13 protein-coding genes are annotated in these 20,826 nt (G+C 50.5%); 5 read left to right on the forward strand and 8 right to left on the reverse strand.

Annotated features, from left to right (window positions below; all coding sequences use genetic code 11):
• Window positions 1-14: 14 nt before the first annotated feature.
• The 6 genes from cysG to B0D95_RS07790 form a co-directional block, all read right to left on the reverse strand.
• Window positions 15-1,403 (reverse strand): siroheme synthase CysG, encoded by a 1,389-nt coding sequence (cysG, locus tag B0D95_RS07765; protein WP_078043364.1) that lies wholly within the window; start codon window positions 1,401-1,403, stop codon window positions 15-17.
• A 118-nt stretch (window positions 1,404-1,521) separates the two neighbouring features.
• On the reverse strand, window positions 1,522-2,808 hold the full coding sequence (serS, locus tag B0D95_RS07770; RefSeq protein ID WP_078043365.1) for a serine--tRNA ligase: 1,287 nt from the start codon (window positions 2,806-2,808) through the stop codon (window positions 1,522-1,524).
• A gap of 34 nt (window positions 2,809-2,842) precedes the next feature.
• Entirely contained in the window at window positions 2,843-3,220 is a 378-nt protein-coding gene (gene crcB / locus B0D95_RS07775) for a fluoride efflux transporter CrcB (protein ID WP_246841754.1), read from the reverse strand.
• 13 nt (window positions 3,221-3,233) lie between these two features.
• Window positions 3,234-4,574 (reverse strand): replication-associated recombination protein A, encoded by a 1,341-nt coding sequence (locus tag B0D95_RS07780; protein WP_078043366.1) that lies wholly within the window; start codon window positions 4,572-4,574, stop codon window positions 3,234-3,236.
• A 23-nt stretch (window positions 4,575-4,597) separates the two neighbouring features.
• A complete protein-coding gene (lolA, locus tag B0D95_RS07785) occupies window positions 4,598-5,227 on the reverse strand; it encodes an outer membrane lipoprotein chaperone LolA (RefSeq protein WP_078043367.1) in 630 nt (209 codons plus the stop codon).
• A 70-nt stretch (window positions 5,228-5,297) separates the two neighbouring features.
• Complete coding sequence (locus B0D95_RS07790; RefSeq protein WP_078043368.1) at window positions 5,298-7,655, reverse strand: DNA translocase FtsK; 2,358 nt, start codon at window positions 7,653-7,655, stop codon at window positions 5,298-5,300.
• A gap of 427 nt (window positions 7,656-8,082) precedes the next feature.
• Between B0D95_RS07790 and B0D95_RS07795 the strand changes: the two genes are divergently transcribed.
• The 4 genes from B0D95_RS07795 (at window position 8,083) to trxB (ending at window position 13,582) form a co-directional block, all read left to right on the forward strand.
• Window positions 8,083-10,236 carry an ATP-binding protein gene (locus B0D95_RS07795; RefSeq protein WP_078043369.1) on the forward strand — a complete coding sequence of 718 codons (2,154 nt, stop codon included), beginning with the start codon at window positions 8,083-8,085 and terminating at the stop codon, window positions 10,234-10,236.
• On the forward strand, window positions 10,229-10,687 hold the full coding sequence (locus tag B0D95_RS07800) for a response regulator (RefSeq protein WP_078043370.1): 459 nt from the start codon (window positions 10,229-10,231) through the stop codon (window positions 10,685-10,687). Before B0D95_RS07795 ends, B0D95_RS07800 begins: the two co-directional genes overlap by 8 nt.
• A 39-nt stretch (window positions 10,688-10,726) precedes the next feature.
• Window positions 10,727-12,484 (forward strand): bifunctional diguanylate cyclase/phosphodiesterase, encoded by a 1,758-nt coding sequence (locus B0D95_RS07805; RefSeq protein ID WP_078043371.1) that lies wholly within the window; start codon window positions 10,727-10,729, stop codon window positions 12,482-12,484.
• Window positions 12,485-12,634: 150 nt separating this feature from the next.
• Window positions 12,635-13,582 carry a thioredoxin-disulfide reductase gene (gene trxB / locus B0D95_RS07810; RefSeq protein WP_078043372.1) on the forward strand — a complete coding sequence of 316 codons (948 nt, stop codon included), beginning with the start codon at window positions 12,635-12,637 and terminating at the stop codon, window positions 13,580-13,582.
• 91 nt (window positions 13,583-13,673) lie between these two features.
• Here the strand turns inward: trxB and B0D95_RS07815 are convergent, their stop codons facing one another.
• Window positions 13,674-14,363, reverse strand: a complete 690-nt coding sequence (locus B0D95_RS07815) for a DUF3313 family protein (RefSeq protein ID WP_078043373.1) — start codon at window positions 14,361-14,363, stop codon at window positions 13,674-13,676.
• Between the two features lie 369 nt (window positions 14,364-14,732).
• The gene (purL, locus tag B0D95_RS07820) at window positions 14,733-18,605 is read right to left on the reverse strand and encodes a phosphoribosylformylglycinamidine synthase (protein WP_078043374.1); all 3,873 of its coding nucleotides are present in this window, start codon (window positions 18,603-18,605) and stop codon (window positions 14,733-14,735) included.
• A 668-nt stretch (window positions 18,606-19,273) separates the two neighbouring features.
• Between purL and mltF the strand changes: the two genes are divergently transcribed.
• On the forward strand, window positions 19,274-20,806 hold the full coding sequence (gene mltF, locus B0D95_RS07825; protein WP_078043375.1) for a membrane-bound lytic murein transglycosylase MltF: 1,533 nt from the start codon (window positions 19,274-19,276) through the stop codon (window positions 20,804-20,806).
• Window positions 20,807-20,826: the final 20 nt, after the last annotated feature.

Genomic DNA, 20,826 nt, shown 5'->3' on the forward strand with positions numbered 1-20,826 from the left:
GCGGCTCTGCTGATTTAATGCGCGGGGTTAAACCACTTTAAACTATCGTGTAACTTCACCACTTCACCCACAATAAACAATGTCGGTGCATGCACATCATTGGCAGCAACCACATCAGCAATTGATAGCAAATCTGCAATCAACACGCGCTGTTCCTGTGTGGTTCCCTTTTCAATCAACGCCACCGGTGTTTGCGGTGAGCGACCATGACTAATTAGCGACTCGCAAATTTCTTTTAACCCCACCAAGCCCATATAAAACACCAGCGTCTGGGTTGGATTTGCCAATTCAGGCCACTGCAGGTTGGTATTGTCCGACTTTAAATGCCCCGTTACGAAACGCACCGATTGTGCGTAGTCGCGATGGGTAAGTGGAATACCAGCATAGGCCGAACAACCTGAGGCCGCCGTAATACCCGGCACTACCTGAAAAGGAATATTGTTTTGCGCCAGCAGCTCGATCTCTTCACCACCGCGCCCAAAAATAAAAGGGTCTCCCCCTTTCAAACGTAAAACACGTTTGCCTTCTTTCGCCAAATCAACCAACAATTGGTTGATATTTTCCTGCTGCATAGCATGCTCACTGCGACGCTTTCCTACATAAATGCGTTCAGCATCGCGACGAACCAATTCCATCACACCCTCTGACACCAAGCGGTCGTAAAGCACTACATCGGCCTGCTGCATCAAACGTAGTGCACGCAGGGTTAGCAATTCCGGATCACCAGGTCCTCCGCCCACCAAATACACTTCCCCTTGGGTGATTGTCTGATCTTCTTTTGCAATTTCCGTGGCAATGACATGTTCAGCGGCAGCATCCTGACCATTTAGCGCCAACTCAGCAGCCGGACCTTGCAGGATTTTCTCCCAAAACCGGCGACGACTATCACCATCATCAAAGCGCGCTTTAACACGGTCACGCCAACTACTGGCAATTTGGGCAAGGCGTCCGTAGCTAATTGGAATCAAGGTTTCTAATTTCGCGCGAATTAATCGCGCTAATACGGGCGACTCACCGCCGCTGGAAATTGCAATTACCAAGGGGGAGCGATCAATAATCGCAGGGGTGATATAAGTGCATAACGCCGGACTATCCACTACGTTTACTGGCAAGTTGCGCGCTTTTGCATCGGTAGAAATCTGCTCATTCAGCGTTTCAATATCGGTCGCGGCAATGGCGATGACACAATCATCCAAATCACTGGTTTGATATTCGCGCTCATGCAGTTCGCCATTATTTTGCGCAACCAGCTCACGCAACTCGCTGGAAATGTCCGGCGCAACCACCCGCAAACGCGCACCCGCCTTGGAGAGCAATCGCCCTTTGCGCGTCGCAATATCACCACCACCCACCAATAAGCACAGACGGTTTTTTAAATCGAGAAAGACGGGGAAATATTCCATAAAAAAATCTACACAGTTTTATTAGACACTATGCTAATGCCAGAGTTGAAACAAGACTCAGATGAATACAAAAAAGATACTGCAGAAATAAAAAAGGTGGGCATCGCCCACCTTTTTCCTATTTTTTAGCAGGTATTAGTAACTCCAACCCACCCATATAAGGCCGCAGTACTTCTGGCACTATAACGCTGCCATCTTCTTGCTGATAGTTTTCCAGCACAGCGAGCAAGGTGCGGCCGATGGCCAGACCCGAACCGTTTAAGGTGTGCAGCAATTCAGGCTTGCCGGTTTCCTTGTTACGGAAGCGAGCCATCATGCGGCGCGCCTGGAAATCGCGGAAGCTGCTGCAGGAAGAAATCTCACGATACTTATCTTGCGAAGGCACCCATACTTCAATGTCATAGGTTTTGGCAGCTGAAAAGCCGATGTCGCCACCACACAAAATGACGGTGCGATGAGGCAAGCCAAGCTGTTGCAAAATCGTTTCCGCATGACCAACCAAGGCTTCCAATGCTGCATCGGATTCCTCAGGGCGCACAAACTTCACCAGTTCCACTTTTTCAAATTGATGCTGGCGAATCATGCCGCGGGTATCACGACCATAACTGCCAGCTTCTGAACGGAAACAGGGAGAGTGGCACACCAATTTAATTGGCAGTTGCGATTCATCGACAATGTCATCGCGATAAATATTGGTCACTGGAACTTCTGCCGTGGGGATCAAATAAAACTCGCGATCATCCGTCAGCTTGAATAAGTCTTCTTCAAACTTGGGCAACTGACCAGTGCCGAAGAGTGAATCGCGATTAACAATAAACGGAACATTCACCTCTTCATAACCATGTTGGTTAATATGTGTGTCCAACATAAATTGCGCTAATGCGCGATGCAAACGCGCAACGCCGCCACGCAATACAGCAAAACGAGTGCCGGTGATTTTGGTGGCGACTTCAAAATCCAGCCCACCGAGTTCAGCGCCTAAATCGACGTGATCTTTAATAGGGAAATGAAAACTACGTGGCATACCCCAGCGGCGAATCTCGATATTATCTTCGTCGCTTTTGCCTTCGGGAACTTCATCGGCAGGTACGTTGGGAATCGCTTTTACAAAGTCATCCCACTCCGCTTGAATTTTTGTCAGCTCCGCTTCTGCACTCACCAGTTCTTGCTTGATGTTTTCCACCGCCTGCATCATAGGCGCAACATCTTCACCGGCCTGTTTGGCTTTGCCGATACCTTTGGAAATAGAATTGCGCTCACTTTGCAGGTTTTCTGTTTTTATTTGAATAGCCTTGCGGGTTTCTTCCAATGCCTGGATTTTGGCAACATCCAACACATAGCCACGTTTGGCCAACCCTTGAGCAACCTGTTCGGTAGCGGTGCGAAGCAATTTTGAATCTAACATGATGAGTAATTTTCTATATAAAGTTAAAGGATCATTAAACGATTTTTTGGGTCAATGCCATTCCGAGAAGTGCCATTAATAACCCGATAATGACTGAGCTGCTGGCATAGACTAGCGCGTTAACAACATGCCCTGTTTGCCACAGTTGCAACATTTCCAACGAGAACGCCGAGAAGGTCGTAAAGCCACCCAGCAGCCCGGTAATAAAAAATAAGCGCCATTCGACTGGCAAGGTAGTTTTTTCCACCAACAAAACGTAAGCGACGCCGATTAAAAAAGACCCGACAATATTGACCGCAAACGTGCCCAGTGGAAAACGAAAACCAAACAGTGGCGTTAGATAGCTTACCGCGGCGAATCTGAGAACAGACCCGAGTGCGCCACCTAATGCGATTGCCAACCACTGCATCATTTTTTCAGATTCTCTATTTTTTATAGCGCTTCTTTTTACTTTGTTTATCCAACTCGCGTAGGTGCGCCAGCTTTTCCTGAATTTTTAACTCCAATCCGCGCTCTACCGGTTGATAATAACGCGTGTGCGCAATATCTTCCGGCAAATAATTTTCACCCGCCGCATAAGCACCCGGCTCATCATGGGCGTAGCGATATTCTGCACCGTAATCCATGTTTTTCATTAGCTTGGTGGGGGCATTGCGTAAATGCATGGGAACATCGAACGCGGGCTGGCTGCGCACATCTGCCATGGCTTGATTGAACGCATTATACACAGCATTACTTTTAGGTGCGCAGGCCAAATAAACCACCGCTTGGGCGATGGCCAACTGCCCTTCGGGGCTGCCGAGACGCTCTTGCACATCCCACGCGGATAGGCACAGTGGCAGTGCACGCGGGTCGGCATTGCCTATATCCTCGCTGGCCATACGTACGACACGGCGAGCGATATAGAGCGGATCGCAGCCGCCGTCGAGCATCCGCGCCAGCCAATACAATGCACCATCGGGCGATGAGCCACGCACGGATTTATGCAGTGCCGATATTTGCTCGTAAAAAATGTCGCCACCCTTATCAAAACGGCGCACGTCACTCGCCAATACTTCGGCGATCACCTCATCATTAATGATTTTATGATCATCAACTTCATTGGCAAGGTCTGCTGCAATTTCCAACAGGTTTAAGGCTTTGCGCGCATCGCCGTCAGCGGCTTGGGCCAGTGTCATCAGGGTATCATCGGGAATACGGATGTCCTGTTCACCCAAACCACGGGTTTTATCCTGGAGTGCTTGCAATAGCACATCTCTTAATTGTTCCGGCTGCAAACCGCGCAGCACATAAACGCGACAGCGCGATAAGAGCGCGTTGTTTAATTCAAAGGATGGATTCTCGGTGGTGGCGCCAATAAAAATAAAGGTGCCGTCTTCCACGTAGGGCAAGAATGCATCCTGCTGGGATTTATTAAAGCGATGCACTTCATCGACAAATAAAATGGTTTTACGGCGAGTGGAAATACGCTCTTGTTGGGCAGCGGCAACAGCGGCGCGAATTTCTTTTACACCCGACAGCACCGCTGACAGGGTTTCAAAACGTGCGTCCGCCTGCTCTGCAAACAGTTTGGCAAGCGATGTTTTGCCAACACCGGGCGGCCCCCACAAAATCATCGAGTGCAATTGACCGCGGGTAATGGCTTCACGCAGCGGCTTGCCGGCACTGAGCAGGTGTTCCTGACCTATGTAGTCATCCAGATTGCGCGGGCGCATACGCGCGGCAAGGGGTTGATAGGCGGGAGCACTGCTGGCAAAAAGATCCATGGGATAGGGTGTCAGCTCAAGGTTTAATCATTCAGAATTTCAACGCCTTCCGGCGGAACAAAGAAGAAATTTTCTTCCGGCAATGCCACATTGCGCTGCACATTACCCAGCACACAACGGGTCAGTTGTCCCAAGCTGTCCTGAATCGCAAATTCAGCCAATTGCCCGGACTTAAAGACCAGAGTGAGCTGCTGGAACATACCATCAGTTACCTTGGGCGTGAGAGTGTATTGTTCTGTATCGGCGTCTTTTGCGGTACGGGCAACGGAAAAGTTTTTACGCAGTTGCGCTATATCTGCACTTAATAATAAGGCCGGTGTTTCGCGCAGGTCATCGGTAAACTCGCGGATATTGACGGTTTCCAGATCCGGGTCATACAGCCAGATGGTTTTGTTATTGGAAACCAATAGTTGTGGCATAGGCTCCAGGGTTTTCCAGTAAAACTTTCCCGGACGCATCAGCATAAAATTACCGCTGCTACGCTCTTGCTCTACCCCGGCTTTGTCGTAAGTGGTTTGCACAAAGTCACCCTGCAAAGTGTTCATGACATCAAGTTGCTTGCGCAGTTGTGCGGCCGCCTGATCGTCGGCGGCATATGCGACGACTGAAAGTAGGACTAACAGGCCGGTAAAAAATCGAGCAAAAACGTTCATATGAATTCCAACAGTAGATTGAGGTTACAGACACCCGAATCCTATCGGGTGAGGATGAACCTGAGATAAATTAATCGCGCCCGCCGGGCACCAAAACCTCACGATTACCATTATGGCCTGCAGAAGACACCACGCCCGCCGCCTCCATGGTTTCGATCAACCGTGCCGCGCGGTTGTAGCCAATGCGCAATTTGCGCTGTACCGACGAGATGGATGCCTTGCGCGATTCAATCACAAACGAGACAGCTTCATCGTAAAGTGCATCGGTTTCACCATCAGCGTCCTCGCCACCTTCACTGGGCAGACCGGGAACCGGGATAGAGTTGTTGTCATCGTCGGTGATGCCATCAATGTATTGTGGCGAGCCACGTTTCTTCCAATCGGCGACGACATTGTGAACTTCGTGATCATCCACAAAAGCACCATGTACACGAATGGGTACGCTAGTACCCGACGGTAGATAGAGCATATCGCCATGGCCAAGCAATTGGTCTGCACCACCTTGATCCAGAATGGTTCGGGAGTCGATTTTAGAAGATACCTGAAAGGCGATACGCGTTGGCACGTTGGCTTTAATCAAGCCGGTAATAATGTCGACCGAGGGACGCTGGGTAGCGAGAATCAAATGGATGCCGGCAGCACGCGCCTTTTGCGCGATACGGGCAATCAACTGCTCTACTTTTTTCTTGTCGACAATCATCATCATGTCGGCAAATTCATCGATCACCACCACAATAAAGGGCAGCGATTCCAGATCCGGCGCGGTGGCGACCTCGGCACCAGCCTCAAAATTATCTTCCGGTTTAAACAGAGGGTCTTTGATGGGTTCACCCACTTTGATGGCATCCTCCACCTTGCGGTTAAAGCCCGCCAGGTTACGCACGCCCAGAGCCGACATGAGTTTGTAACGGCGCTCCATTTCCCCTACGCACCAACGCAGGCCGTTAGAGGCGTCTTTCATGTCGGTGATAACAGGCGTGAGCAAATGTGGAATACCCTCATATACCGAGAGTTCCAGCATTTTGGGGTCAACCAGAATCAAACGAACTTCTTTCGGTGTGGACTTGTACAACAAGCTCAGCAGCATGACGTTTACGCCCACCGACTTACCCGAACCCGTGGTACCAGCGACCAACAAGTGCGGCATTTTGGCCAGATCCGCCACAATAGGCTCGCCGGAAATATCGTGCCCCAAAGCCATAGTCAGCGGTGATTTGGCGTGATCGTAAGCCTCGGAGGAAATCACTTCCGACAGACGTACCATTTCGCGGTGCGCATTGGGGATTTCCACCCCCATCACCGATTTACCCGGTATGACCTCCACTACCCTTACCGATACCACGGCAAGCGAGCGCGCCAGGTCTTTGGCAAGCCCGGAAATACGGCTGGCTTTAATGCCCGGCGCCGGCTGGATTTCAAAACGGGTCACTACCGGCCCGGGCTGCACTGAAACCACCTCGATTTCTATACCGAAATCTTTCAGTTTGAGTTCCAGCAGGCGCGACATGGCCTCCAGGGATTCTTTGGAATAGCCCTTATCGCTGCGCTTATCAGCAGGATCAAGCAGATTCAGGGGCGGCAATTGTCCTACGGCAGGTTCCAGCGATTCAAACAAGGAGGGCTGTTTTTCCTTTTCAACACGCGGGCTGGGCGCGGGTTTCTTTTTGGGCGGCTCGGCAATGATCACCGGCGCAACACGCTTGGCTTCCTGTTTTACATGCTGCTCGACGACTTCGCGGCGATGTTCTTGCGCTCTCACGGCGATTTGCTTTTCCGCGCGCTCGCGTTGGTAAACCTGCCACTTTTCAAGCAGCTTATTACAGCCAATCACCACCCAGCGACCAATATCTTCAGCCAGTTTGAGCCAGGAAAGATCGGTAAAAATGGTCATGCCCACTAAAAACATACTGAGCATTAATAATGTGCCGCCGGTATAGTTAAACGCATCAAAGATGCCATCGGACACCGCTGCGCCTAACAAGCCACCATTGGAATAAGGCAATACCGATGCGCCGTCGCTATAGTGCATCGCCGCAATACCGGTACCAGCGACCATCACCAGCACCAATCCCACGGCACGCAAGCCAAAAAATAACCAGTCGATGGCATCCTGACGGGTACGATCCTTAAGAACCAGCCATGCGCGGTAGGCAATCATCACCGGAAACAAGTAGGCCAAATACCCGAACAGCGAAAAGAACACATCTGCAATCCATGCACCAAAAGAGCCACCCGCGTTTTGTACCAAGGTATTTTCACCTGTCTTGGACCACCCCGGATCCATAGGGTCATAACTGACCATAGCGATTAGCAGATACAAGCAGATGGCGCCCAAACAGATCAGCGCCCCCTCTTTCAAAAGACGAACGAGCAGGCTGGAAGTTTGTTCGGAAGCAGGTGCGCGGCGTTGCGGAGTTACTGATTTCAATGGCAATGTCCCGATTCAGATACGAAAGCACAAGTGAATAAACGAAGGCTATTGTAATTACTGGCGGCAGATTTACCACCGGCAAGATCACTCTGTAGGGAAATGAACGAAAAAAGCAGCGTCACCGTAGGATTTCGCTCACTTTACAGACAATTCAAGGTTAAAAACCCGATGGGGAGCAGCCTGCAATACTGGCTTTCGCCCTCCCGCGGCTAGCCAGACGCTCGCCTTACTGCATTTGATGCCAGATTGGCAGATAAAACCTTACTTTTTATCGCTTGGAACTATAAGAAAAATCAAATACTAATTATTTTTTTATGCTCACAATTTTCGAGAGTATTTCTCAACACCTCAACTAGACTCTATTCTGCGAATGAGCTAATGCCTCCAACGAGGCGTGTTTCCATAGATATGGATAAATCATGCTATGAACGGACGTGTGGTTAACCTCAAGGGACGCCCACTATTTTTAGTTGGTATAGCAACACTGCTTATCCTGGTGGGGCTTAGTGTGATCGCCAGTTGGCACCTCCCTTCTCTCTTTGCCCCAATCTACCCCTACACCACACTCATGGCTTACAACACTGCCATTGGTTTTATTGCCTGCGGTGTTGGCTTGTTAGCGATCAATAACAATCAATGGCATAAAGTCTTCCTCAGCATTTTGCTGCTGTGGGTGATCGGCATAGTCACCCTCATCGACCTGCTCACCGACTTGAATTTGCACACTACGGATTGGTTTGTCTTCCTGCTGCACGAACCGCCCCTGCGCAACCAACCTATATCGCCGACCACCAGCAGCATGTTTTTACTGGCAGGTGCTGCGCTGGCATTTGGCTATATCAAACGTGGCAATGCAGCACTGCTGGCGACACTGATTTGTTTGCTGATCATTCTGATCGCTACCGCTGCTGTCATGGGGCAAAGTTTTGGCCTACTGCCCAACTTTGTATGGCTGGGTATAAAGATGGCGCCACATACCGTTGTAGGGCTCATTACTTTTGCTCTGGCAATTATTGTGTTGCGTTATACCGCTGCCATCAATGCCTTTAATCGCCTCACAGTTTTTCATCGGCTTGTGACCGGTTTTATTTTTATGAGTTTGCTGTTTGTAGGGATAGGTTCGATTGCCGTATTGCAAATCAATAGTGTGGCCGCCATTTCGCAGCAACTTTATTCAGGGCCGTTGCAAATCAGTAATGCGCTGTTACGGATAAAATCCCGCACCAGCAAATTGAACCGCACCGCAAAGGATATTGCCGTAGCACCGGAACTGGCGCAGAAACGCAATTTACCGGTATATATTGCAGAGACAGAGACATCCATCACTAAAGAACTGACCTTCATTGCACAACAAGCACCTTACGCAGCCGCTGCAGAACAACTCCAAAAAGCGTTTAACCAGTGGCAGGTATTACTGGCAACAATGCACCACCAATTACAAGCGGGCGATATTGATGGCTATCGCCACCTCGCATTGGAAGATAGCCAGGACATTGTTCAAACATTGGAAAAAATTTGCGACCTAACGATTGATCGGGCACAAAATGAAATACGTAGACTCAATGACCAAGCATTAATCACCAAACACCATGCCGGTAATTTGATGATGGTGGTTATCCTGGGTTTTTTAGTGGTGGGCATTATGGTTGCCGCACTGATTACCCGCAGCTTAAGCTGGCAACTGCAAAAAATTCGTACCGCAATGCTGGCGCTGGCACAAGGCAATACACAAGTAGATATTCCTTTTCTTGATCACCCACGCGACGTAGGTGATATGGCAAAAACACTCAAAGTATTTGCACAAAACATTGATGAACGGAATAAGTCGACAGCCCTGTTGGCTCAACATCAAAGAATACTGGAAAAAACCAATTTGCAACTGGCACAAACCAATAAAGAACTGGAAACCTTTGCTTACGTGGCCTCACACGATTTGAAATCGCCCTTGCGCGGCATTGCACAGCTCTCCACCTGGATCGAGGAAGATTTGGAAGAGCAGCAGTTTGCTGAAGTCAATAAACACACCGTGATGTTGCGCAATCGCATTCAACGCATGGAAAAACTGCTAGACGACCTGCTCGCGTTTTATCGCGCCGGAAAAACGGACGGTAATCTGGTACAGGTCGATGTCGCATACATGGCCAAGGAATTATTCGATATTCAAAATACCAAGCCCGGCTTACACCTGGAACTGGCAGAAAACTTGCCCAATTTCACCACTCTCAGCACCCCCTTCGAGCAGGTATTGCGCAATTTATTTTCCAATGCCATCAAACACCATGATCGCGAACAGGGAATGATTCGACTCAGCTGCACCACATTGCCCAACCAGTTTTATCGCTTCAGCGTGTGCGATGACGGCCCTGGCATTCCCGAAAAATTCCAGCAGCGGGTGTTTGGCATGTTTCAAACCCTGAAGCCGCGCGACGAATTGGAAGGCAGTGGTATGGGCTTAGCCCTGATTAGAAAAATTGTCGACACCTACGGCGGCACTATCACATTGGAATCAGAAGGGCGCGGTTGCTGTTTTCACTTTAGCTGGCCGCAACACATCACCAAGGATCAAAAAGATGACTGAAAACCCCTACCCAAACCTTAATCCAGGCCATTTTAAAGCCGTCAGCCTGCTGATTATTGACGACGACGATATAGATGCAACGGCCCTGCGGCGTGCACTGCACAAGCTAAAGTTGCTCAACCCACTCTATCGCGCCAAGGACGGCTTGGAAGCCATTGAAATGTTGCGTAATGGTAATGTGCCCAGCCCCTACATTATTCTGCTGGACATCAATATGCCGCGCATGAATGGCATAGAGTTTTTGGAAGTGCTGCGCGCCGACCCGGAACTGACCCACGCCGTGGTATTTGTGCTGACGACCTCCAAATCCGATGAGGATATTTTGGCGGCCTATCGTGAACACGTGGCTGGCTATCTGCTGAAACAGCGTATGGACAGCGATTTCATCCAGGTGATTGGCTTGCTGGATCACTATTGGCGCGTGATTGAGCTGCCACACCCCGAACAGTAAATATCGCAAGGGTTCACTGCTCCAGGAGACTTAATCTGCATGAAGCTATTACTGATCGATGACAATGAACTGGATCGTCAGGCGATTATTCGGACCTTTAAAAAGTCCGAATGGGATATCACTATCGCCCAAGCCTGTTCAGCCAGCGAAGGTCTGGCACAATTTGACAGTGACGACTTTGATGCCGTTTTGCTGGATTATCGCCTGCCGGATATCGACGGCATGGAAGTGTTGCACCTGTTGGCCAAACACCCCCATCACCACGCTGCCGTAATCATTCTCACCGGCGCCAGTGCTGACGAGGATCTGGAGCGCGAATTTATTGAAGCGGGCGCGCAGGATGTGCTGTTCAAATCGGAAATCGCCCACAAACACCTCACCCGCGCCATTACCCATGCCCGCGCGCGCCACGAACTTGAGCACCAATTACACGAGAGCCACCAGCGTTTGCGTGCGCTGGCAGAGAATGACTCACTGACTGGTCTCGCCAATCGCTACTATTTTGATGAGAGCCTGCGCGCCGCCATCCAGCGTGCCAGACGACAACAGGATCAACTCGCCCTGCTCTTTCTGGATTTGGATAACTTCAAATTCATCAACGATGGCTTGGGCCACTTAATCGGCGATCAGGTCTTGCAAGAAGTTGCCAAACGACTGGTGAACGTTGTGCGCGCCGGGGATGTTGTCTGCCGTCTGGGGGGCGATGAATTTGCCATCCTGGCCCACAACTTTGAATCCCAGGAGGCGATCAGCCAGCTCGCCCAACGGATTTTGGATGACCTGCGGCAGCCCATCGTGGTGGGCAATAATGAACACCGCATTTCCAGCAGTATTGGCATAGCCACCTACCCAGATGCCGGTGAAAATGCCAGCGATTTACTCAAAGCAGCCGATATGGCGATGTACCGCGCCAAGCAAGATGGCCGCGATAATTTCCAGTTTTTCTCTCCCGCTATGCAAGCGCAAATGCAAGAGCGCCTGCATCTTGAAAAAGAATTGCGCGCCCTGATTCCCACTGATCACTTTGTGCTGTTTTACCAGCCAATTGTGGACGCACAAACCTTTGAAGTCTGCGGTGCAGAAGGCCTCATTCGATGGGATCATCCCGAGCGTGGCATATTGCCGCCCAGCGAATTCATCAGCTTGGCGGAAGAGATTGGACTCATCAGCGAAATCGATTCCCGCAGCCGATTGAATGCCTGCAAACAATTGGCGAAATGGCGCCAGCAAGGGCTGGTCAACGACGATTTCAACATGAAGTTCAACGTCTGTGCGCAGTTGCTGACCGACGAGGATCTCTACCGCGGCATTATTGCTGATCTCACGACTACAGGCCTGCCCGGCTCCTGCGTCAGCCTGGAAATCACGGAGTCCATCCTGATTGAAAACCTGACACGAACCGCACAGAAGCTGCAGCAAATGCGCGACTATGGCATCGACATCGCCGTAGACGATTTTGGTACCGGCTACTCTTCCATCGCCTACCTCAAAGAATTACCCGCGCGCACACTCAAAATTGACCGCAAATTTGTCCAGAACATCCCCGACAATCTGGCCGACTGCCGGATTTTGCGGGCGATGATTGTATTCGCCAAAAGCCTCGATTTGATTGTGGTGGTTGAAGGTGTGGAAACCCGTGAACAAGCGCGTATTTGTCGCGATTACGGCGCAGATTTGCTCCAGGGTTACCTGTTTTCCAAACCCCTGCCGCCAGTGGCATTCGAGCAGTTTTTACACAACCACAATGCCATAGAATGGACCAAACACCTCTCGGTGCTAGGCATACTGACGGGCTGACCTACCGCCAGGCAATGTTACATAGCCAAACCCAATACGGCAGATTGAACCAGACAATTTTGCGCCGCCGTTGTGATTCGCCTATCATGCCCCCACATTGAAAAGACCCTTTGGTTAGCCCCCTTTTTGTTTCAATTTCAAGGATCTCCTATGAGTGACGTACAACACCACCGTTTGATTATTCTCGGCTCCGGCCCTGCCGGTTATACCGCTGCCATTTACGCTGCCCGTGCCAACCTCAAACCTGTGGTTATTACCGGTATGCAGCAAGGCGGCCAGTTGACCACCACTACAGAAGTTGAAAACTGGCCTGGTGGTGTTCACGACCTGCAAGGCCCTGACCTGATGGTGCAAATGCAACAACATGCCGAGCGTTTTGATACCCAAATCGTGTTCGACCACATTCACGAAACTATTCTGACCGAGCGTCCATTCAAGCTCATCGGTTCCAGCACTTACACCTGTGATGCATTGATTATTTCTACCGGTGCATCTGCCCAATACCTCGGCTTGCCTTCTGAAGAGGCCTTTATGGGCAAAGGCGTAAGCGCCTGTGCTACTTGCGATGGTTTCTTCTATCGCGGTCAAAAAGTTGCCGTGGTTGGCGGCGGCAATACCGCTGTTGAAGAAGCTCTGTACTTGTCTAACATTGCTAGCGAAGTGACACTGATTCACCGTCGCGACAAATTAAAGTCAGAAAAAATCCTGCAAGACAAGCTGATGGCAAAAGTGGCTAACGGCAACATCAAGGTAATCTGGAACCATCAATTGGAAGAAGTGCTAGGCAATGATTCCGGTGTAACTGGCCTGCGCTTGAAGAGCACCCAAGATGGCGCAACTCAGGAAATCGATGTGGCCGGAGTGTTTATCGCCATTGGCCACAAACCCAACACTGACATCTTTGAAGGCCAATTGGATATGCACAATGGCTACATCAAAGTGAAGAGCGGCTTGGAAGGTAATGCAACGGCAACCAATATTCCCGGTGTATTTGCTGCCGGTGACGTAGCCGACCATATTTACCGTCAGGCAATTACCTCATCAGGCGCTGGCTGTATGGCGGCACTTGATGCTGAAAAATACCTCGACGATCTGTAATAGCTGGCACGTAGCGTCGGTAATCAAATAAAAAGGGGGAAGGTCAGCACTGACCTTCCCCTTTTTATTTGCTGGTGTTTACCTGTGCCGTTTATTTGGCAGCCAGACGATCCAACTCTGTGCGCAAGGTGCGCAACCATTGGTTAAACGCCAAGCGAATTTGTATGTTATTGGTCACACGATTGTTCTCTTCCCAAATCCGCCCCAAATCGCGACGGTCAGTAATAATGGCCAACAAATCACCGGTTGCAGAATCAATCAACGTCAGCTCCAAGGTCATGGTGCCCATACCTTCACTGTACACTTTCATCATAGTCGGGCGCCCTTGGGGATCGTCCTTACTGGCCAGGGGGGCAATTTCAAGAATTTTTGCCTTTACTTGCAACACATCTGCCCCTGCTTGCAAGGATGTTGCAAAACGACCATCGGCAATCAGGTTATTCATCAAGGCTTCGGTGTAACGCTCCTGATAATAACGTCGATCCGCATCGCTCAGCTCCCATGGGGTATCATTAATTTTATCAGTGGTTTGTTTGCGAATTTTGACTTCGTTTAAATCCAACTGCTCCACCAACAGTTTTCTGTACTGTGCAAATTGTGCATTGGGAGCCACAAAAGTACCGTCAAAACGACTACTCTCAACTGCACTTAGCCCCGCCTGATCCGCTTTTGCCGCCGCCACTTTTTCATGGGGTTTAGTCAAGGAACAACCGGCTACAACACCTGCCGCGAGCGCAATCACTACCACTTTTACGCTGAGATTTTTCATGGAGAGTTTCATAGATTACCTGCCTGAAGTTCGGAAGACTGCAACCCTATTTGCTAAACGCGGCCATTGCAGTCATTGGTTGTACCGCATGTATATAAGACGTTATTCGTATTCATGGGTTCATTAGTTGCATGCGCGCAATACAGTAGCCACTCGCACATCTCTCAACCGTAGAACGATAAGTTATTGAAGCACAAAAACAAACCGGGAAGCATAGGCTCCTCAATCAAGTTTGTAATATTTTGTAGTTCTCTCACCACTTTCCGCTAATGCTTTCGACCCACCATCACCAACAAACAAAATATGCCTGCTCAATGTCAATGCATCAGTAAAAACAACAAAGGAGGCCGAAGCCTCCTTTGTTTCACACACCAGAAATAATTAACTCACAAATACGCGAGCATTGCGGAACAGGCGCAACCAAGCACCATCATCCTTCCACTCATCCGGTTTCCAGGAGTTGGTCACGGCGCGGAATACACGCTCAGGGTGCGGCATCATAATAGTGACGCGACCATCTTGACTCGCCACACTGGTAATACCCAAGGGTGATCCATTAGGGTTAGCCGGATAGGTTTCCGTCGCATTCAAGTGATTGTCGATAAAGCGCAGCGCAACCGTGCCACTTTCGTTACAGCGCTTGAGTGCGTCAGCGTTGGCAAATTCAGCATAGCCTTCACCGTGTGCCACAGCGACAGGCATATGAGAACCGGTCATACCCTTGAACAATACCGATGAGGATTCCTGTACTTGTACCAAGCTGAAACGCGCTTCAAATTGCTCGGATAAGTTACGCACAAAACGCGGCCAGTGGTCAGCACCGGGAATCAGGTTTTTCAGGTTGGACATCATCTGGCAACCGTTACATACACCCAAACTGAAGGTGTCGTTGCGGTGGAAGAAACGCTCAAACTCATCGCGCACTTTGCTGTTGAACAAAATGGTTTTGGACCAACCTTCACCAGCGCCCAATACGTCGCCATAGGAGAAGCCACCACAGGCCACCAGACCTTTGAAGGTTTCCAGCGATACGCGGCCAGAGAGCAAATCGCTCATGTGTACATCTATCGCGTTAAAACCAGCGCGATCAAACGCCGCCGCCATTTCCACATGACCATTCACACCCTGCTCACGCAGCACAGCAATGTTCGGGCGCACGCCAGTGTTGATAAAAGGCGCGGCAACATTTTCATTTTGGTCAAAGCTGAGTTTAACGCTCAGGCCTGGATCAGCTTTCAGGATGCCATCAAACTCGGATTGCGCGCAGGCCGGGTTATCGCGCAAGGCTTGAATACGATAACTGGTTTCAGCCCACAAACTTTGCAAGGCCGCACGCGCCTGATCAAAAATCACCGCGTTATTAGCGTGGATACGCAAAGTATCTTCATCATTCAATTGGCCGATGACATGCACATGGCTAATACCGGCGGCAGTAAAGCGCGCTTGTACGACAGCAGATTTGTCGCGCGCAACTTGCAATACAGCGCCCGCTTCTTCACTAAACAATACCGCCAGCGCATCATCGCCTAAACCGTCCAGAGTGATATCCACACCGGTATGACCGGCAAATGCCATTTCAGCAAGGGTAGCAAACAAGCCACCATCACTGCGGTCGTGATACGCAAGAATTTCATTGGCAGCGAGGCTGGCTTGCATCGCATTGAAGAAACCTTTGAGTTGGGCACCGGAATCCAGATCAGCCGCCACATCACCCAATTGGTTGTAAACCTGCGCCAGGATTGAACCACCCAAGCGGTTTTTGCCGTTACCCAAGTCAACCAAAATCAGATCGGTAGCGCCTTTGTCAGTGCGCAGTTGCGGCGTCAGGGTTTGACGAACATCGACCACGGGCGCAAAGGCCGAAATGACCAGCGACAAGGGAGCGGTAACAGCTTTGTCCTGATCGCCATCCTTCCACGCGGTGCGCATGGACATTGAGTCTTTACCCACCGGGATAGTAATTCCCAACTCAGGGCAGAGTTCCATACCCACAGCTTGTACGGTGCGATAGAGCTTTTCGTCTTCACCTTTATGGCCAGCGGCACACATCCAGTTAGCCGACAGTTTTACGTCCGAGAGTTTTTCAATGCGAGTCGCGGCGATGTTGGTAATGGCTTCGGCAATTGCCATGCGGCCAGAGGCTGGTGCATCAAGCAGTGCCAGCGGGGTGCGCTCGCCCATACTCATCGCTTCGCCTTTAATACTGTCGTAACTCACTGTCGTCACGGCACAATCAGCGACTGGAACCTGCCAGGGGCCAACCATTTGGTCGCGCACCACCATACCGGTTACCGAGCGGTCACCAATGGTAATCAAGAAGTTTTTGCTCGCTACCGCTGGGTGTTTCAGCACGCGTTCGGCAGCGTCATTGATATTGATTTCTTCCGTCGAGAAAGGCACAACGGCAGCGGTATGGGAATCCGCACTGCGGTGCATTTTAGGCGGTTTGCCAAACAGCACTGACATGGGCAGATCGACAGGTTTGGCGTCAAAGTGTTTGTCATTGACCAGCAGGTGCTTCTCGTCAGTCGCTTCACCTACTACGGCGTAAGGTGCGCGCTCGCGTTTGCAAATGGCTTCAAAACGCGCCAAGTCCTGGGGATTAATCGCCAACACGTAGCGCTCTTGCGATTCGTTACACCAAATCGCCAAGGGGCTCATGCCGGGTTCGTCGTTGGGCACATTGCGCAGCTCAAATTTGCCGCCGGTGCCGCCGTCTTTCACCAACTCAGGGAAAGCGTTAGATAAACCACCCGCGCCCACATCATGGATAAAGGCGATAGGGTTTTGCTCACCCTGCTGCCAACAGGCGTCGATGACTTCCTGACAGCGACGTTCAATTTCCGGGTTTTGACGTTGCACCGAGGCAAAATCCAAATCTTCTGAGGAAGAACCGGACGCCATAGATGATGCTGCACCGCCCCCCAAACCAATCAACATCGCCGGGCCGCCCAATACCACCAATTTGGTGCCTGCACTAAAGGGCGGCTTTTCGATATGTTCTGCTTTGATGTTGCCGTAACCACCAGCCAACATAATGGGCTTGTGGTAGCCACGACGTTCGCCGTCGAAGTCTTCCTCAAAGGTGCGGAAGTAACCACAAATATTCGGGCGACCAAATTCATTGTTAAACGCAGCGCCACCGAGTGGACCATCGATCATGATATCCAGCGCCGTCACAATGCGACCGGGCTTACCATAATTCACTTCCCAAGGCTGTTCAAAGCCGGGAATCTGCAGGTTGGATACAGTAAAACCATTCAACCCCACTTTGGGTTTGGAACCGCGCCCTACAGCACCTTCATCGCGAATCTCGCCACCGGAACCGGTACCAGCACCCGAGAAGGGTGAAATCGCCGTTGGGTGGTTGTGAGTCTCTACCTTCATTAATAAGTGGATAGGCTCTTGATGGTATTCATATGCCTTGGTTTCCGGGTTCGGGTAGAAACGCCCTGCCTCGTGTCCCACGACTACCGCCGCATTATCGGCATAAGCGGAAAGCACATCTTCACCACCAACTTCATTGGTGTTTTTGATCATTTTGAACAGGCTGCGCTCCTGCTCAACACCATCGATAGTCCAGGAAGCATTGAAAATCTTGTGGCGACAGTGCTCGGAGTTGGCCTGCGCAAACATCATCAATTCCACATCGACCGGATTGCGGCCAAGGGTTTGGAAGGCATCAACCAAATAGTCGATTTCGTCTTCTGCTAAAGCCAAACCGAGTGACTTGTTGGCCGCAACCAGTGCCGCACGACCGCCACCAAGGATATCCACACTGGTTTGCGGCGCGGGTTCTTGCGCGGTAAAAATTTGCGCCGCGGCATCCAGGCTATCAAATACAGTTTCCACCATACGGTCATGCAGCACAGCAATAATCGCCGCACGATCGGTCGCAGAAATCGCACCCTGTACATAATAGGCAACGCCACGCTCAACGCGTTTTACGGCATCCAGACCTGTGTTTTTAGCGATATCAGTTGCCTTGGACGCCCAAGGGGAAATGGTCCCCAAACGCGGCACCACTAAAAATAACTCGCCGTCGTGATTCACTTCCCCCTCAACTTTCGGGCCGTAGGTTAATAGTTGCTGCAGCACCTGCTGTTGCTCCGCACTCAAGGGCGTAGACAGGTTGGCAAAGTGCACAAATTCAGAGCTGACACCAGTCACCGCAGGCACGCGCTGTTGCAGGGTAGTCAGGAGTTTTTGTGTACGGAAACTGGAAAGAGCGGGAGCGCCACGCAGAATCAGCATAGTGGGAAGAGCCTCAGCATCGGGGGGATTGGAAAAAAGGCCGCCATTGTACTGGATTTAACAATGAATCAGGCAGGTTTTTAATCCCACAGCCTATGCGCAGCAAAAACGGCAGTGAATCAGGCAAATCTACCTACTTATCTATCGCTATAGATAAGAAGGTATATGGCAACCAAATCGCCCTTTTCTCTCAGCAGCAAAAACGATAAATAGCACACCACAGGCTCAACCAAAACATGGCTGGCACAAAAAACAACCAAGCAAAATCAGGGCCTTATAACCAAAAAGTCTGAATTTTGGTGATTTTTTACGCAAGTTTTTAACAAAAATTTACGGTTATGGTCATTTTTATGCGCTACCAGAGCGCAAAAATGGCACCTAAAACACCATTTTTGCGCATTTTTTTCGCCGTTCGTCGGGTTTTCAGCAACGCCTGAAAACCGCCAAAACCCTTGTCAGCAGAGGAGCCGGGGCAAAAACGGTCAAATAACCATCAAACAGCTAGCCTATGTATGCTCAAAAAACAAGCTAGGCACACCCAAAAACTGGCTATACCATGGTCGGGTATTTGCACGGGTCATTAATGGATTTGGATTCGGCATGAATGCGCACACACGAAATAGAACACCCTTTCGGGCGATGCAGTTCAGAAACCGGAGTAACCCCTTATGGAAATTCGCAAACCTTCTGTGTTAGTGATTAAGTCCATCTTGACGAGCCTTATCATCGGCTCATTACTGATTGCCAGCAGCCTAGTGCTGGTACGTAGCACCCCTCCCAGTCAGTTGGAGCAGGTGTTGGAAGCAGGCGAATTGCGCGTAGTATCGAGCAATGGCCCAACAACTTATTATGAAGGCCCCAATGGCCTGACAGGCTTTGAATACAGCTTGGTGAAAGGCTTTGCCGACTCGCTGGGCGTTCGCTTGGTTATCGAAGATGAGTCCAATCTGGAGCTCATGCTCGCTGGCGTTGAACGTAATCAATACCACCTTGCCGCAGCGGGATTAACCGCACTGGAAAGCCGCAGCAAGAATTTGCTGTTTGCAGATCCATTCATGCAGGTTACCCAGCAATTGGTTTACAACAGCCGCTTACGTCAACCAGCCAGCATTGCAGATCTTAATGGCAAAGAGGTTCTGGTAATTGCTAACTCTTCCCATGCGGAACGCTTGCGCGAGTTGCAAAACACTTTCCCGCAGTTGCAATGGCGTGAAATACCCAACGCGGAAATGATTGACTTGCTGGAGTTGGTAAATAAAGGCGACGCGGATTATGCCGTGGTGGATTCCAGTGCATTTGATTTGAATCGCTATTCCTACCCCAAGGCCAAACTGGCGTTTGATGTCAGTGATCCGCAACCCTTGGCCTGGGCATTTCCAGCAGGAAAAGACGATACGCTCTACTCCGCCGCCCAGCACTATCTGGGCAGCATCAAAGCCAATGGTAAGCTGGCCAAAGTCACCGAAGAATTCTTTGATCGCCACATTGAGGAAGTCACCACCGGCGAAGCCATGGCCTTTACCTATCGCCTTGAGCAACGTTTGCCCCAATGGGTAGACGACATGAAAGCGGCAGCAGCAGAATTTGAGTTGGACTGGCAATTATTGGCGGCCATCAGCTATCAGGAATCCCATTGGAAAGCCGATGCGCGCTCCCATACCGGTGTCCGCGGTTTAATGATGCTGACTAAAAATACCGCCAAGGCTATGGGCATCAAGGATCGCGAAGACCCGCAGCAAAGTATTTATGGCGGCGCCAAGTACCTGCGTTTGCTGCTGGAACGCCTGCCACAACGTATTGAAGGTGATGAGCGGTTAAATTTTGCCCTGGCTGCATACAACCAGGGGCTTGGTCACTTGGAAGATGCACGTGTACTCACTGAGCGCATGGGCGGCAACCCCAGTAAATGGAAAGATGTACGCAAGTACATGCCATTGCTGTCCAAGCACCAGTATTACAGCCGCGCCAAACACGGTTACATGCGAGGATGGGAACCGGTCAAATTTGTGGATAACGTGCTCAACTACCACAAGATTATCGCCTGGCATCAGCAGCAGGAAGAGTTCCGACTGGCCACTACCGGCACAGGCAACCGCCTATCGCTTAACACCCTGCAAAAGCGAGATAGCGATGAAAGCGGTAGCCGCGGTGATATCAGCGACAGAGCAGAAAAACGCACCACTGGTAGCTCCATACTCTAATCGCCCCCCTACTCCCTCCA

This window comes from Cellvibrio sp. PSBB023 (assembly GCF_002007605.1).
Taxonomy (GTDB): domain Bacteria; phylum Pseudomonadota; class Gammaproteobacteria; order Pseudomonadales; family Cellvibrionaceae; genus Cellvibrio.

Excerpts from the sequence above, each read along its gene's own strand:
- B0D95_RS07780 (WP_078043366.1), bottom strand. The coding sequence starts at position 4,574 with ATGGATCTTTTTGCCAGCAGTGCTCCCGCCTATCAACCCCTTGCCGCG.
- cysG (WP_078043364.1), bottom strand. The coding sequence starts at position 1,403 with ATGGAATATTTCCCCGTCTTTCTCGATTTAAAAAACCGTCTGTGCTTA.
- mltF (WP_078043375.1), top strand. The coding sequence starts at position 19,274 with ATGGAAATTCGCAAACCTTCTGTGTTAGTGATTAAGTCCATCTTGACG.
- crcB (WP_246841754.1), bottom strand. The coding sequence starts at position 3,220 with ATGATGCAGTGGTTGGCAATCGCATTAGGTGGCGCACTCGGGTCTGTT.
- trxB (WP_078043372.1), top strand. The coding sequence starts at position 12,635 with ATGAGTGACGTACAACACCACCGTTTGATTATTCTCGGCTCCGGCCCT.
- B0D95_RS07800 (WP_078043370.1), top strand. The coding sequence starts at position 10,229 with ATGACTGAAAACCCCTACCCAAACCTTAATCCAGGCCATTTTAAAGCC.
- B0D95_RS07815 (WP_078043373.1), bottom strand. The coding sequence starts at position 14,363 with ATGAAACTCTCCATGAAAAATCTCAGCGTAAAAGTGGTAGTGATTGCG.
- B0D95_RS07805 (WP_078043371.1), top strand. The coding sequence starts at position 10,727 with ATGAAGCTATTACTGATCGATGACAATGAACTGGATCGTCAGGCGATT.
- purL (WP_078043374.1), bottom strand. The coding sequence starts at position 18,605 with ATGCTGATTCTGCGTGGCGCTCCCGCTCTTTCCAGTTTCCGTACACAA.
- B0D95_RS07795 (WP_078043369.1), top strand. The coding sequence starts at position 8,083 with ATGAACGGACGTGTGGTTAACCTCAAGGGACGCCCACTATTTTTAGTT.
- lolA (WP_078043367.1), bottom strand. The coding sequence starts at position 5,227 with ATGAACGTTTTTGCTCGATTTTTTACCGGCCTGTTAGTCCTACTTTCA.
- serS (WP_078043365.1), bottom strand. The coding sequence starts at position 2,808 with ATGTTAGATTCAAAATTGCTTCGCACCGCTACCGAACAGGTTGCTCAA.